Source organism: Pseudomonas putida (genome assembly GCF_001976065.1).
Lineage (GTDB): Bacteria > Pseudomonadota > Gammaproteobacteria > Pseudomonadales > Pseudomonadaceae > Aquipseudomonas > Aquipseudomonas serbica.
Genome location: NZ_MNAH01000004.1, coordinates 634,420 through 649,335 on the forward strand (window position 1 = coordinate 634,420; position 14,916 = coordinate 649,335).

Here is a 14,916-nt window from a genome sequence, read left to right on the forward strand (position 1 = left end):
ATCTCTGATGCGGGTTTGCTATGAAAAACGCGCAAACACGGATCTGAAGCGAGGGGACAGGAGATAGCTACCCTGACAGGGCAGGAATGGATCAGAATAAACCATGCAACTTGCCCGATTTTTCCGTGACTAACCAAGATCATTCATTAAGGAGCGTAGGAAAATGGAATCCGCCACTGAGCACCAAGGCCGCATTCTTTTGGTGGACGATGAGTCTGCCATCCTGCGAACCTTCCGCTATTGCCTTGAAGATGAAGGCTACAGCGTGGCGACCGCTAACAGCGCCGCGCAGGCGGAAGCCTTGCTGCAGCGCCAAGTCTTCGACCTGTGCTTTCTGGATTTGCGCCTGGGAGAGGACAACGGCCTGGACGTTCTGGCGCAGATGCGCATCCAGGCGCCGTGGATGCGCGTAGTGATCGTCACTGCGCATTCGGCCGTGGACACTGCCGTGGATGCGATCCAGGCGGGTGCCGCCGATTATCTGGTCAAGCCATGCAGCCCCGATCAGTTACGCCTAGCCACGGCCAAGCAGCTGGAAGTACGGCAGTTATCGGCGCGTCTGGAGGCGCTGGAAGGTGAGATACGTAAACCCAAGGACGGACTGGACTCCCACAGCCCGGCGATGAAAGTCGTGCTCGAGACGGCTCGCCAGGTGGCCGGTACCGATGCCAACATCCTGATCCTCGGGGAGTCCGGAACGGGGAAGGGCGAGCTGTCGCAGGCAATTCACGGCTGGAGCAAGCGCGCGAAGAAGTCCTGCATCACTATCAACTGCCCGTCGCTCACTGCCGAGCTTATGGAAAGCGAACTGTTTGGCCATAGCCGCGGAGCTTTTACCGGTGCCAGTGAAAGTACGTTGGGTCGCGTCAATCAAGCAGATGGCGGTACATTGTTTCTCGACGAAATCGGCGATTTTCCCTTGGTTCTGCAACCAAAATTGCTGCGTTTCATTCAAGACAAAGAGTACGAGCGGGTAGGTGATCCCGTCACACGTCGGGCCGATGTGCGCATTCTCGCGGCCACCAACCAGAACCTCGAAGACATGGTCCGCGACGGCCGTTTCCGCGAGGACCTGCTGTATCGCCTCAACGTGATCACGTTGCACCTGCCGCCGCTGCGTGAACGCCGTGAAGACATTCTCACCCTCGCCGACCGTTTTTTGGCCCGGTTCGTCAAGGAATACGCCCGTCCGGCTCGGGGCTTCAGCGACGAGGCCCGTGAAGCGCTGCTCGGTTACCGCTGGCCAGGTAACATTCGCGAACTGCGTAACGTGGTTGAACGGGCAAGTATCATTTGCCCGCAGGAAAGGGTCGAGATTACCCACCTGGGCATGTCCGAAGCACCCATCAATAACGCCCCGCGTATTGGTGCCCCATTGAGTCTTGATGAGCTGGAAAAAGCCCATATCGGTGCCGTCCTCGCCACCGCAGGTACCCTGGATCAAGCCGCCAAGACTTTGGGCATCGACGCATCGACACTGTATCGCAAGCGCAAGCAGTACAACCTGTGAGTCTGCGGCGATGAAACTGCCGATGAAGTTGCAGACTCGTCTTTTCCTCAGCATTTCCGCGCTGATCACCGTCGCACTGCTTGGTCTGCTGCTCGGGCTGGTCAGTGTGCTGCAGATGGCCGGGAGCCAGGAAGCGCTGGTGCGCAATAACTTTGTCACCCTGGATCTGGGACTCAAGTTGCGTCAGACGCTGGGCGACCAGTTGATCATCATGCTCAGCGAAAAGAACGATCGCGCCGCCTTCGAAGCATCCAGACAGCATTACCTTGAATTGTTGGAGGAGGGCATTGCGCTGGAGCCGTCGGACGAAAGCCTCGGACACGGTTTCAAAAAGGCCAGGGCCGACTATCTGAGCTTCATTCGTGCGTATGAGGATTCCGCTGACCCAACGCGCGTGCTCAGCGGCAACGATGAGCTGACCGAAAAATTCAATTTACTGCGCAATGGTCTGATCACCGACCACAAGCGGGCGTTGGAAGGCATCAGCACCATCGAACGCGAGGCCCGTGAGCGTGCGCTGCTGATCGCCGGGCTGCTTGGCCTGGTCGGGCTGGCGGTACTGATCATCGGCTTCGTGACCGCGCACGCCATCGCTCGGCGCTTCGGCGAGCCTATCGAGGCGCTGGCGCAGGCAGCGGACCATATCGGCCAGGGTAATTTCGACGTCACGCTGCCGGTGTCGTCGGCCGTGGAACTGAATCAGCTGACCCGGCGCTTCGGGATCATGGCTGAAGCGCTACGCCAGCATCAGGCCACCAACGTAGATGAGTTGCTGGCGGGACAGCAGCGTTTGCAGGCGGTGCTCGATGGCATCGACGACGGATTGCTGATGATCGACCGCCAGGGGCACCTGGAGCACCTCAACCCGGTTGCTCAGCGTCAGTTGGGTTGGGACACCGATCGACTCGGGCGAGGCCTGGGGGAGGCGCTGGAGCACCCCGAACTCGATGAACAACTGCAGCTGGTTCTGCGTGGCGGCACACTGGAGCGGGTGCCGGATGACCTGAATATCGAGGTTGATGGTGAAACGCGGTTGCTGACATATAGCCTCACGCCGGTCATTCATACCCAAGGGCAGATTCTCGGCGCGGTGATGGTGCTGCACGATGTGACTGAACAGCGTGCTTTCGAGCGGGTGCGCAGCGAGTTCGTCTTGCGTGCCTCCCACGAACTGCGCACCCCCGTGACCGGCATGCACATGGCCTTCGGCCTGTTCCGCGAGCGCGCGCATTTTCCGCAGGAATCCCGTGAAGCCGACCTGCTGGATACCGTCAATGAAGAAATGCAGCGGCTGATGCAACTGATCAACGACTTGCTGAATTTCTCTCGCTACCAGAACGGCTTGCAGAAGCTCACCCTTACGCCGTGTTCCATCGATGATTTGCTGGAGCAAGCGCGGATTCGCTTTACCGACGGCGCGCAAGAGAAGGGCGTCGAGCTGTTGGTCGAAGTCCAGGGCCCCTTGCCACACTTGCAAGCCGATCAGCCGCAACTGGACCGGGTGCTCGACAACCTGATCGATAATGCACTGCGCCACACGGCCGCCGGCGGGCTGATTCGCTTGCAAGCCAGGCGGCATGGGGACCGGGTCATCATCAGCGTCGAAGATAACGGTGAAGGCATTGCCTATGGGCAGCAGGGGCGGATCTTCGAGCCCTTTGTCCAGGTCGGCCGCAAGAAAGGCGGGGCCGGGCTCGGTCTGGCGTTGTGCAAGGAAATCGTGCAACTGCACGGTGGCCGGATGGGCGTGTACTCGCGGCCGGGGCAGGGAACTCAGTTCTATATGACGTTGGCTGTGTAGGCGCTTTTACGCCTCGTCATCCAGGCGTCGACCGGCGATCCGGCGACCGCGGGTAATCAGCTCGATAAACTGCACCGCACTCAGTGCATGAGCGAACAGCCAGCCCTGGCCGAACTTCACCCCCTCACTGCTCAGGAGTGCCGCCTGGGCTTCATGCTCGATACCCTCGGCAATCACCTTCAAATGCAGTGACTGGGCCATGTGGATGATATGCGGGGCGACGCCGCTGCTCGCCGCGTCATGGCCCAGGGCATCGATGAACGCCTTGTCGATCTTCAGGCAATCCACCGGCAGGGTTTGCAGGTAGGCGAGGCTGCAATAACCAGTGCCGAAGTCATCGATCAGTACCTGATGCCCGACATCCCGCAAGGCTTGCAGGTTTTCCCGGGCCACCACCACGTCGATCAATCCGCGTTCAGTGACTTCGAAGGCGATCTGCTTGGCCGCGACCCGGTGCAGGGTCAACAGCCGAGCCATCACTTGGCCGATCCGCGGGACCATGACGTCGCAGGCGGCCAGGTTGACCGAGATGTAAAGTTGCGGATTGGCCCGCAGCAGTTGCCCCAGCTGCTCGAGCAGGCGTTGCAGGACAAAGTCGGTCATCTGGCGGATCTGCCCGGTGTTCTCGGCCATCGGGATGAACAGGTCGGGACTGGTCAGGGTGCCATCCGGCCGGCGCCAGCGCAGTAAGGCTTCAGCCCCGACACAGTTGCGGCTGTCGAGGTCGAAGATCGGTTGATACAGCACTTGCAACTCACCTCGACGGATGGCGCCGGTCAGTTCGGCATCCAGTGACTGGCGCTGACGCACCAGCAGAAACACCAGGAAACCTACGCACACTGCCAACAACACACAGGCGGGCAGCAGCCACCACCACACGGGCGGTATATGGGTGCCACTGCGCGGGCTGATCAGCACCAACTGGTATACCGGGTTATCGGTGGGCATGCGATAGATCAGGCTGGTCTGGGTGACTTGCAGTGCATCGCGGGTTTTCGGGGGCCAATCTCCAGTCGGGGGCCAGGCTTGTGCGACACCCAGTACCGGAATTGCGCGGGTGCCATGGTCGAGTACTACAAGCAGGCTGCTACCCGGCGACAGGTCGACCATGTCGGTCAAATGGCCGCGGGAGGTCGCCACCCGAAAGTTGCCGCGACCGAGCATCAGCGCGGCACGGTTTTCATCGGGCTCGGTGGTGGTGTTCAACCAGTAACTGTAGGTGGGGCCCTTGATGTCCGGGGGGCGTATCAGGGACAAGCCTCCCTGGCGCGGGCGGTTGGAGCAGATTCGCGAGTCGTCCATGTAGGCGGCTTCATAGACGAAGCGATAATTGAAGCTGACCTGCTGCAGAGTCGCGATCATGTCGTCGTCGCAGCTACGCAGTGGTTGGGCTTCCAGGTCATCGAGGCTTTCGCGCAACTGCCCGAACAATTGCTCCAGCCGGGCGAGAAAACGTTCGCCCTGGGCGTTCATTTCCCAGCTTTCGTTTTGCTCAACCTGGTGGATGGCCACGAGGTAGCTGCCGGCCATCATCAATGCAGCGCTCAAGACAGCAGCCAGCATCGCCAGGAACCAAGGGCGATAGAACCAACTTCCGAGTGTCTCTCGAGCAGCAGTCATTATGGAATATCCGAAGAATTACCAATGAGTTATAGCTGCTGTTTGAGAAACGTGCTGACCGTCGGGCGATCGTCATTATTTTGTCTGATTTAAAACCTGAAGCATCGCAGCCGTTTGTGCGTCCGGCGTGCCGTCATAGCGCGCCGGTCGGAAATGCATCTGGAAAGCCGCCAGTACATGGCGGGTTGCGACGTCCAGTTCGCCGGTTTGCGGCGTGTCATAACCGAAGCGTGCCAGTTGCGTCTGGTACCAGCTGATGCTCGGCAGCTGCGTTTCAAACCGGGTTTGCTGGCGGGCTACGGCTTGCTCGTTCGGCCATATTCCGATCCCTTGCTCAGCCAGGCGCTTCCAGGGAAACAGGGGGCCGGGATCGAGTTTGCGCAAGGGGGCGATGTCGCTATGGCCGACAATGTTACGAGGGTTGATTGCGTAGCGCTGGCTGATGTCCTTGAGCAGGACGATCAGGGATTGGACCTGCGCTTCGGTGTAGGGGTACCACAGGCGCCCGGTCGGGGTGTCCTTGAAGCCCGGATTGACGATTTCGATGCCGATAGAGCTTGAGTTCATCCAGGTGCGGCCTTGCCATTGGCTTTCCCCGGCGTGCCAGGAACGCAGGTTTTCATCCATCAGCTTGTAGATGGTCGCGCTCTTGTTGTCGCCGATCAGGTAATGACTGCTGACTTCACCATGGGTGAGCAGTTGAAGCGAGCGCTCCAGCGAAGCCGAGGTGTAGTGCAGCACGACGAATTGAATGCGACTGTCGTGATTGGCGGAAGCATGGCTGGTGTCGTAGCGGGGACCGCTGGCGCAGCCGGCCAAGAGGATCAGCGACACGATGAGAGCAAGATATTTCATGGGGAAGCCAACACGCTAAAGACAGTAATGCAACAGTGTAACGTACTGGCTTGTGCGTGTTGGCCCATCGCAACGATTTGAACAAAATGGAGCGACCAGCCCTCAGCCCATCTCAACCCGGTTGCGCCCAGCATTTTTGGCGCGGTAGAGCGCCTGATCGGCTCTTTTCAGCACCAGATCGCTGTGCTCGCCAGGTTTGAACGCAGCCAGACCCATGGAGAGGGTGACGGTGACCGGTTCACCCCTGAAGTGAAAAGGGCAGGCTTCGATCGAGGCACGCAGGGTTTCCAGGAGTTTCAGGCCGCTCGCCGGGGCCGTGGACGGCATCAGCAGGACAAACTCTTCGCCGCCAAAGCGCGCAATGAAATCCGTTCCGCGCAGGCGTTTGCGCAGCACGCTGGCAATGATTTTGAGTACTTTGTCACCCGCCAGGTGCCCGTAATTGTCATTGATGCGCTTGAAGTGATCGAGATCGAGCATGGCCAGCATCAGCGTATTGCCGTGCTGCTGCCACTGGCCGATTTCATGTTCCAGGCGTTCGCTCCAGGCCGCGCGGTTGGGCAGGCCGGTCAGCGGGTCGATCAAGGCTTTCTGGCGCTGCTCTTCGAGATGCTCGCGAAAGCCCTGGGCTTCCTGTTCCATGTGGGCAACCCGTTCGGCCAGGCTCTGCAGGCGGGCTGCCACCTCCTGTTCACGCTCATCGCGCTGCTGACGGTGCTGGTCCATGGTGCCGAGCAAGCCTTCCAGATGATTTTCCAGGATGTGCTTGAGGTCATCCAGGTCGGCTGCTTCCTGCACGCTGCTCTGCAAGCCGTCGACCTGTTCACGAATCTGCGTGTCCATCGCATGGGCGGCAGTTCGGCTGTCGGCATGACCGGCGCTGGCGGCCTGCAGGTTGCTCTGGAACGATTCCAGGCGTTCGTTGAGCCGCTGCAGATAGGCTTCGAATTCGTGTTGGCCACTGTCAGAGATTGCCAGCATCAAAGTCGCCAGATCGTCGAGGATCGGCAGCAATTCGTACCAGTTCAAACCGTTTTTCAGTCGTTCCCGCATGGATTCGGCTTGCGGGCGATGACGCTCGGGCAGCGTCAGGTCATCGAGCAGGCCTAACAAGGTCTCTTCGATGTGTTTGGCCACCGAGCTGTATGACGGTTCGGGCGAGTCGGGCAGGGCGTAGAGTATGTCCTGCTCGGGCTGCTGTGGATCGACGGCTGCCAGGGCCTTGGCCATGGGCGAGGGCAGCGGCAGGGTGTCGAGCAACAGCGCCGGGTTCAATTCGTCGGGATTGAGTGCCTGTTCAGCCTGGGCCATGGGTGTGACGACAGGCTGGACGGTCAGTTGTGGCGGCTCAAGGATTGGCGTAACAGCAACTGGTTGGGTTGCAGCCGGTATCTGCGGGGTTGCGTGCGGCGCGCTGTCAGCGATGACTGACGGGCTCGCGACCACAGGCGCCAAAACGGTTTCGCCCGTGTGCGCGAAAAGTGCTTGTTCTGCAGGGGAGGCTTCGTCGACTTCACGTTGCCCGAACAGCCGCTGCAGCAGTCCTGGGCGCTCGGGTTCCGCCGGGCTCTCCAGCTGGCTCAGGGCCTTGCCCTGCAGCCCGCTCAGTTCGCCGAGCAGCAACGGGATCTCACGCGCTTGGCTGACGCGGCTGTCCAGTTGTTTGGCGAAGTGCTTGAGGGGGCGACTCACTTCCCGGGGCAGCGGCAACGTCTGCAACTGCGTGACCAGGGCGGTGAGGGCGGCGCTGGTCTGGTTGATCCGGGTTTCCCGACGCTGTTCGGAGTCGAGTACGGCTTTTTCCAGGCGTGGCAGCAGGGCGGCGAGACCGGCGTCCATGTCGTCGGTGCGCACGACGTCGCGCATCTCCTTCATGCATTGGTCAACGACTCGATCGGTGCCCTCTGCTGCCAGCGTGCTGCGTACCAGGCCCCGGCGCAGCAGGTCGAGCCGGGCGTCCCAGCGACGTTCGAGCTTTTCCTGTTGTTCGATGCTTTGCAGGTACTTCTCTTTCCAGCGCTGTGCTTCGTCGCTCATTCATGGGATCCGCGGGGGGGCAGGACTCAACGCGGGCAATGCATCGGCCGTGAGCGAACCCGGCAGACGAATTTCTACCGCGACCGGCAGGTGATCGGAAATGGGTTGTGCCAGCACCTCGACCTTTTCCAGGGTCAGGCTCGGGCTCAGCAGAATATGGTCCAGGCAGCGCTGCGGGCGCCAGCTGGGGAATGTCGCATCCAGTTGCGGGGCCAGCAGGCCTAGGTCGCGCAATGGGGAGTTTTGCAACAGGTCACTGGCATGGGTGTTCATGTCACCCATCAATACCTGGTGCTTGTAGCCACCGATCAGCTCGCGGATGTACGCCAGTTGCAGGCTGCGGGCACGAGCACCGAGTGCCAGGTGCATCATGACCACCACCAGCGCTTCCGGGCCTTCACCGAAACGTACCAGTATCGCCCCGCGACCTTTCGGTCCTGGCAACGGATGGTCCTCGATTGCCCACGGCCGCAGGCGGCTGAGCACGCCGTTGCTGTGCTGGCCCAGGCGACCGAGGTTGCGATTGAGTTGTTGGTACCAGTAAGGGAAGGCGCCGAGCTGGGCCAGGTGTTCGACTTGATTGACGTAGCCTGAGCGCAGGCTGCCGCCATCGGCTTCCTGCAGGGCGACCAGATCGAAATCGCCCAGCAGATTGCCGATCTTTTGCAGATTGTCGGCACGCCCGGTGTGCGGCAACAGGTGTTGCCAGCCCCGGGTCAGGTAATGCCGATACCGCTCGGTGCTGATGCCGACCTGGATATTGAAGCTGAGCAAGCGCAGACGGCTGTCTGCGGGCAGGCCCGTCGACTCCAGATGATGCTCGTTGACCCGCGGATCATGCAGGCCAACGACACGTTCGGTTCCCCAGCGGCGCATGGCAGGCGCCTCGCTTAGTTGGCGGCAGCCTTGTTAGCCGCTCGCTCTTGGTCGACCAGTTTATCGGCCAATTGCAGGGCTTGTTCGGCACCGCCGGCGGAGCCCACGTCAAAACGATATTTGCCGTTGACGATCATGGTGGGTACGCCGGTGATTTCATATTTCTTCGCAAGTTCTTTGGCTTTGTTGATCTGGCCCTTGATGGCGAAAGAGTCAAAGGTAGCCAGGAACTTGTCCTTGTCGACGCCCTGGGTGGCGAGGAAGTCGGCCATGTCGTTCTTGTCGGTCAGTTTCTTGTGTTCTTTCTGGATGGCTTCGAACACTGCAGCGTGGACCTTGTGCTCGACGCCCATGGCTTCAAGGGTCAGGAACATCTGACCGTGAGCGTCCCACGGGCCACCAAACATGGCAGGAATACGCACGAAATTAACGTCGGATGGCAGCTTTTCAACCCATGGGTTGATCACCGGTTCAAAGGCGTAGCAGTGCGGGCAACCGTACCAGAACAGCTCCACCACTTCGATCTTGCCAGGCACGGCGACCGGCACCGGATTGCTCAGCTCGACATAAGGTGCAGCGGGGGCTTCAGCGGCTTGGGCAGTCATGCCGAACAGGCTGGCAGCGGCAAAAACGGCGCTGATGATCAGATTACGCATGCTTTACTCCTGGACAAATTTTATCGCCTCGCGGGACCTGGATTAAGACAGGTCATGGCGGGCCCGAGTTCTGTAGTGTAACGGCAGCGGCCACAAAAAAGGGCGGCCAAGGCCACCCTTTTCATACTTGCTGTGACGGATTAATGGAGCGTTAACGTTGCAGGAGATGCAGACCCCGATCAACGCCCGATTTGCCGGTCTTAGTGCAGGCCCTGGATGTAGCTGGACACTGCGGCAATGTCTTCGTCGCTCAGCTTCTTGGCAATGCTTTGCATCGGTTTGGTATCGCCGTCATTGGTACGGCCGCCTTCTTCCTTGCGGAAATCGGTCAGTTGCTTGCCGATGTATTGAGCATGTTGGCCGCCCAGGTGCGGGAAGCCTGCTGCTGCGTTACCCGCGCCGTTTGGCGAGTGGCAACCGGTGCAGGCTGGCAGGCCCTTGGCCAGGTCGCCACCGCGGAACAGTGCTTCACCGCGAGCCACGACTTTCGGGTCGGCGGCGCCGACACTGCCCTTTTGGCTGGCGAAGTAGGCGGCGATGTCCGCCAGATCCTGGTCGCTCAGGTTGGTCAGCAGGCCAGTCATTTCCAGAACGGTGCGCTTGCCCGACTTGATGTCGTGCAATTGCTTGGTCAGGTAGCGTTCACCCTGGCCGGCCAGTTTTGGAAAGTTAGGCGCCATGCTGTTGCCATCCGGGCCATGACAGGCACCACATACGGCGGCTTTTGCCTGGCCTGCGGCGGCGTCACCAGGTTTGACTGGCTCACCTGCAGCATGGGCAATGCCGGAGATCCCCACGGTCAACAGCAGACTCACGATCAATTTGTTCATCAGCTAATCCAACTACGGCTAAGGGTTAAGTTATGGACCGGGTTTACTCGCTCATCCACTGGATGATGGCTTGGTAATCCTCGGCACTGCAGTCCATGCACAAACCACGCGGCGGCATCGCCTTGAAACCCTGGGTCACGTGTTGCACCAGCGTCTCCATACCTTTCGCCAACCTCGGCGTCCAAGCTTCCTGATCGCCCTTGCGGGGCGCCATGGGTAGTTGGCCGGAATGACAGGCACCACAAACACGGTTGTACACTGCTTCCGGATCCTGTGTAGCCTGAGCGCTGTAAAGCGGTATCAAGACTCCGGCAGCTAGCAGCCATTTCGTCATAAAACGACCTTTTCAGGGTTGAGAGCGATCTGCGTTCTAATGCGCAATCAAGGTCTGTCGCTCTCGCGAACTTCATCCTGCGTCGGGACAAAGCGCACACAAAATCTGCGGCATTATATACTGGCGTCACTGAAACGGAAGCGACACTGCTTGCCGCACCCATTCCTGGCGCCGCCCACATCGGAAATCCCATGCAACTCAAGAATCCCATCCTCGGTCTGTGCCAACAGTCCACCTTCATGCTCAGCGCCGCCAAAGTCGACCAATGTCCGGATGACGAGGGCTTTGAAGTCGCCTTCGCCGGTCGTTCCAACGCCGGCAAGTCCAGCGCCCTGAACACCCTGACGCACGCCAGCCTGGCGCGCACCTCGAAAACGCCGGGGCGCACGCAACTCTTGAACTTCTTCAAGCTAGACGATGAACGCCGTCTGGTCGACCTGCCGGGCTACGGTTATGCAAAAGTACCGATCCCGCTCAAGCAACACTGGCAGCGTCACCTCGAGGCCTACCTGGGTGGTCGCGAGAGTTTGAAGGGTTTGATCCTGATGATGGACATCCGTCACCCGATGACCGACTTCGACCTGCTGATGCTCGATTGGGCGGTCGCCGCCGGCATGCCGATGCACATCCTGCTGACCAAGGCAGACAAGCTGACCTACGGCGCGGCCAAGAACACGCTGCTCAAGGTGCAGTCGGAAATCCGCAAGGGTTGGGGCGATGCCGTGACGATCCAATTGTTTTCGGCGCCCAAACGCATGGGCCTGGAAGACGCCTACACTGTATTGGCAGGCTGGATGGAACTGGCGGACAAGGGCGCCGAAGAAGTTACCGGATAAGTGTGTAAAAAATCGTCTGAGGTGCGGTCAAGCCAGCGCGGCATGACCGCAGCAGGCGGTTTTCTACAGGCAAAAAAAACCCCGGACTTCTATGGGGAGGGGGAAGTTCCGGGGTTCAAGTTCTAGACCGCTAGGGCGGGGTCCAGATATCTGCCAACACTTAACACAACATAGGAGCATCGAAGGGCTTCACCAGCCATTCAGTAAATCTGAGTGGCTGGAAGCGCAATTAGTTCAATTTTATTTCGCGAGCTTTGGAATAATCCCAAGCACCTTTCGGACTAAACAGTCTTTGCGCGGTCTGCCGCGGCATCATGCCGCAGCAGAATTCGCGGCTTAGTGAGCTTCATCCCAGTTGTTGCCCACCCCGACCTCGACCAGCAACGGCACATCCAGTTTCGCCGCGCCGCTCATGTGCAGGCGGATTTCTTCGCTGACCTGTTCCACCAGATCCTCACGCACCTCAAGCACCAGTTCATCGTGCACTTGCAGGATGACTTTGGCGTCGAGGCCGGAAGCGCTCAGCCAGTTATCCACCGCGACCATGGCTTTCTTGATGATGTCGGCCGCCGTGCCTTGCATCGGCGCGTTGATCGCCGTGCGTTCGGCTGCGGCACGCTCTTGCGGCTTGTTGGAATTGATCTCCGGCAGGTACAGCCGCCGCCCGAAGAACGTTTCCACGTAGCCTTGATCTGCGGCCTGGGCGCGGGTGCGGTCCATGTACTCACGAACGCCGGGGTAACGGGCGAAGTAGGTATCGATATAGGCCTTGGCCGTCTTGGTATCGACGCCGATGTCCTTGCCGAGCTTTTGCGCACCCATGCCGTAGATCAGGCCGAAGTTGATCGCCTTGGCGCTGCGGCGCTGGTCGGAGGTGACGTCAGTGAGTTCGACCTTGAATACTTCGGCGGCGGTTGCGGTGTGCACGTCCAGGTTGTGGCGGAAGGCATTCATCAGGCCTTCATCCCGGGACAGGTGCGCCATGATCCGCAGTTCGATCTGCGAATAGTCGGCGGCCAGCAGCTTGTATCCGGCCGGGGCGACGAAGGCTTGGCGGATGCGCCGCCCTTCAGCCGTGCGCACCGGGATGTTCTGCAGGTTCGGATCGCTGGAGGACAGGCGCCCGGTGGAGGCAACTGCCTGGTGGTACGAGGTGTGGATTCGTCCGGTTCGCGGGTTGATCTGTTCCGGCAGACGGTCGGTATAGGTGCTTTTGAGCTTGCTCATGGAACGGTATTCCATGAGCACTTTAGGCAGTCGGTAGTCGTCCTCGGCCAGTTTGGCCAGCACCTCTTCGGCGGTGGAAGGCTGGCCCTTGGCGGTCTTCTTCAGTACGGGCAGGCCGAGTTTCTCGTAGAGGATGACGCCGAGTTGCTTGGGCGAACCCAGGTTGAATTCCTCACCGGCAATCTCGAAGGCTTCGCGCTCCAGCGCCACCATCTTTTCCCCCAGTTCGATGCTCTGCACACCCAGCAGGGCAGCATCCACGAACGCGCCCTGGCGTTCGATACGTGCGAGCACCGGTACCAGGGGCATTTCGATGTCGGTCAGAACGCTGGCCAGGCTCGGAATGGCGTTGAGTTTCTCGAACAGCGCCTGATGCAGGCGCAGGGTGATATCGGCGTCCTCGGCGGCGTAAGGCCCGGCCTGTTCAAGGGCAATCTGATCGAACGTCAGCTGCTTCACGCCTTTTCCGGCGATGTCCTGGAAACTCACGGTGGTGTGATCCAGGTACTTCAACGCCAGGCTATCCATGTCATGGCGGGTGGCCGTGGAGTTGAGCACATAGGATTCGAGCATGGTGTCGAAGGCAATGCCACGCACGGTGATGCCGTTGGCCTGATCGCCTCCGATGGCGCAGTTGGCCAGGATGTTCATGTCAAACTTGGCATGCTGGCCGATCTTGAGTTTGTCCGGGTCTTCCAGGATCGGCTTGAGAGCGCGCAAGACGGTATCGCGATCCAGTTGCTGCGGCACGCCGATGTAGGAGTGTGTCAGCGGGATGTAGGCCGCTTCGTTGGCTTGCACCGCGAAAGACAGGCCGACCAATTGAGCCTGTTGCGCATCGATGCCGGTGGTTTCAGTGTCGAAGGCGAACAGTTTGGCGTCGTTGAGTTTTCCCAGCCAGGCATCGAACCGTGCCTGGTCGAGAATGGTTTCGTATTGGGCTTGGGTCGTTACTGCTGGCGCTTCGGCCTCGGCGGCACTGAACAGATCGACTGCCGGCTCAGGCTCGGGGGCAGCGCCGCTCAGTTCAAGGCGCTTGGCGTCCCGATCAAGATCGTTCAGCCAGCTCTTGAACTCAAGCAAGGTATAGAGCTCGTAGAGTTTGGCTGGATCTTGCTCACCCATCCGCAGGTCATCGAGACCGATGTCCAACGGTACATCCACCTTGATGGTCGCCAGTTGATAGGAGAGGAATGCCATCTCCTTGTGCTCTTCGAGCTTGGCCGGCAGGGTCTTGGCGCCGCGGATCGGCAGGGTCGGGACGATATCGAGCTGCGCGTAGAGTTCCGTCAGGCCGCCATTTACGCCCACCAGCAGGCCGGAAGCGGTCTTTGGTCCTATGCCCGGAACGCCCGGAATGTTATCGGACGAATCGCCCATGAGTGCCAGATAGTCGATGATCTGCTCGGGAGCGACGCCGAATTTCTCCTTCACGCCCTCTACGTCCATGCTGCTACCGGTCATGGTATTGACCAAGGTAATGTGGCCATCGACCAGTTGCGCCATGTCCTTGTCGCCGGTGGAGATGATCACTGGGCGATCGGCGGCCGCGCTGCTGCGGGCCAGCGTGCCGATCACGTCATCGGCCTCGACGCCTTCGACGCACAACAGCGGGAAGCCCAGGGCGATCACGCTTTGATGCAGGGGCTCGATCTGCACGCGCATATCGTCGGGCATGCTCGGACGGTTAGCCTTGTATTCGGCGTACATGTCATCGCGAAATGTCCCACCCTTGGCGTCGAACACCACGGCGAAGGGGCTGTCCGGGTACTGCTTGCGCAGACTCTTGAGCATGTTCAACACGCCCTTTACGGCGCCGGTCGGCAGGCCTTTGGACGTGGTCAGTGGTGGCAGCGCGTGAAAGGCGCGGTACAGGTAAGAAGAACCGTCCACCAGGACGAGGGGGGCTTGGCTCATGAGCAGGATCAACCTTTTCGGCGGGTCCGGCGCTAGAATAGCGGGACCGTTGACGACAAAGGGACAAGGTTATCATGCGCACACTAAATCGCCTGTTGCTGGCTGGCTTGTTTGCAATCACACCGTTGGCCGTCATGGCGGCGGACGATGCGCCCACGCCCGAGCCGGAAGTTACGATCCGCACGGAAGGTGACAAAGTCATCCAGGAATACCGCCAAAACGGCTTCCTGTATGCGATCAAGGTCACGCCTAAGGGCGCGCCGCCGTATTTTCTGGTGCGCGCAGACGGGACCGATGCAAACTTCATCCGCTCGGATCAGCCGGATATGCTGATACCGTCGTGGAAGATCTTCGAATGGAAGTAGTTTCTTAATTTCAACCGGCGTTGGCTCAAGAGCAGCGCCTCGTACTGGCAGT

12 protein-coding genes are annotated in these 14,916 nt (G+C 59.9%); 4 read left to right on the plus strand and 8 right to left on the minus strand.

From position 1 onward, the window contains the following. The first annotated feature begins 163 nt into the window (after positions 1-163). Positions 164-1,510: a sigma-54-dependent response regulator transcription factor AlgB gene (algB, locus tag BKX96_RS18160; protein ID WP_046818656.1), complete on the plus strand. Its 1,347-nt coding sequence runs from the start codon at positions 164-166 to the stop codon at positions 1,508-1,510. A gap of 10 nt (positions 1,511-1,520) precedes the next feature. Continuing rightward, a complete protein-coding gene (locus BKX96_RS18165; RefSeq protein WP_077185108.1) occupies positions 1,521-3,311 on the plus strand; it encodes a KinB sensor domain-containing domain in 1,791 nt (596 codons plus the stop codon). Between the two features lie 6 nt (positions 3,312-3,317). Here BKX96_RS18165 and BKX96_RS18170 read toward each other — a convergent pair whose 3' ends face one another. The 7 genes from BKX96_RS18170 to BKX96_RS18200 all read right to left on the minus strand — a co-directional run bounded on the left by BKX96_RS18170 (position 3,318) and on the right by BKX96_RS18200 (position 10,519). Next, the gene (locus BKX96_RS18170; protein ID WP_046818658.1) at positions 3,318-4,931 is read right to left on the minus strand and encodes an EAL domain-containing protein; all 1,614 of its coding nucleotides are present in this window, start codon (positions 4,929-4,931) and stop codon (positions 3,318-3,320) included. A 75-nt stretch (positions 4,932-5,006) separates the two neighbouring features. Next, complete coding sequence (locus BKX96_RS18175) at positions 5,007-5,786, minus strand: N-acetylmuramoyl-L-alanine amidase (protein ID WP_077185111.1); 780 nt, start codon at positions 5,784-5,786, stop codon at positions 5,007-5,009. Positions 5,787-5,888: 102 nt separating this feature from the next. Continuing rightward, positions 5,889-7,823, minus strand: coding sequence for a GGDEF domain-containing protein (locus tag BKX96_RS18180; RefSeq protein WP_077185114.1), 1,935 nt, complete (start codon positions 7,821-7,823; stop codon positions 5,889-5,891). Then, positions 7,824-8,699 (minus strand): endonuclease/exonuclease/phosphatase family protein, encoded by an 876-nt coding sequence (locus BKX96_RS18185; RefSeq protein WP_046818661.1) that lies wholly within the window; start codon positions 8,697-8,699, stop codon positions 7,824-7,826. Between the two features lie 14 nt (positions 8,700-8,713). Next, positions 8,714-9,355 carry a thiol:disulfide interchange protein DsbA/DsbL gene (locus BKX96_RS18190; protein ID WP_046818662.1) on the minus strand — a complete coding sequence of 214 codons (642 nt, stop codon included), beginning with the start codon at positions 9,353-9,355 and terminating at the stop codon, positions 8,714-8,716. A 200-nt stretch (positions 9,356-9,555) separates the two neighbouring features. Continuing rightward, positions 9,556-10,185, minus strand: coding sequence for a c-type cytochrome (locus BKX96_RS18195; RefSeq protein ID WP_046818663.1), 630 nt, complete (start codon positions 10,183-10,185; stop codon positions 9,556-9,558). 43 nt (positions 10,186-10,228) lie between these two features. Then, positions 10,229-10,519 (minus strand): c-type cytochrome, encoded by a 291-nt coding sequence (locus BKX96_RS18200; protein ID WP_046818664.1) that lies wholly within the window; start codon positions 10,517-10,519, stop codon positions 10,229-10,231. A 191-nt stretch (positions 10,520-10,710) separates the two neighbouring features. Here BKX96_RS18200 and yihA point away from each other — a divergent pair, with 191 nt between their 5' ends. After that, positions 10,711-11,355 (plus strand): ribosome biogenesis GTP-binding protein YihA/YsxC, encoded by a 645-nt coding sequence (gene yihA / locus BKX96_RS18205; protein WP_046818665.1) that lies wholly within the window; start codon positions 10,711-10,713, stop codon positions 11,353-11,355. 336 nt (positions 11,356-11,691) lie between these two features. On the opposite strand, the gene polA is transcribed toward yihA, so the two are convergent. Next, the gene (gene polA / locus BKX96_RS18210) at positions 11,692-14,499 is read right to left on the minus strand and encodes a DNA polymerase I (RefSeq protein ID WP_077185117.1); all 2,808 of its coding nucleotides are present in this window, start codon (positions 14,497-14,499) and stop codon (positions 11,692-11,694) included. A gap of 74 nt (positions 14,500-14,573) precedes the next feature. Between polA and BKX96_RS18215 the strand changes: the two genes are divergently transcribed. Continuing rightward, positions 14,574-14,864 carry a DUF2782 domain-containing protein gene (locus tag BKX96_RS18215; protein ID WP_046818667.1) on the plus strand — a complete coding sequence of 97 codons (291 nt, stop codon included), beginning with the start codon at positions 14,574-14,576 and terminating at the stop codon, positions 14,862-14,864. The last annotated feature ends 52 nt before the right edge of the window (positions 14,865-14,916 follow it).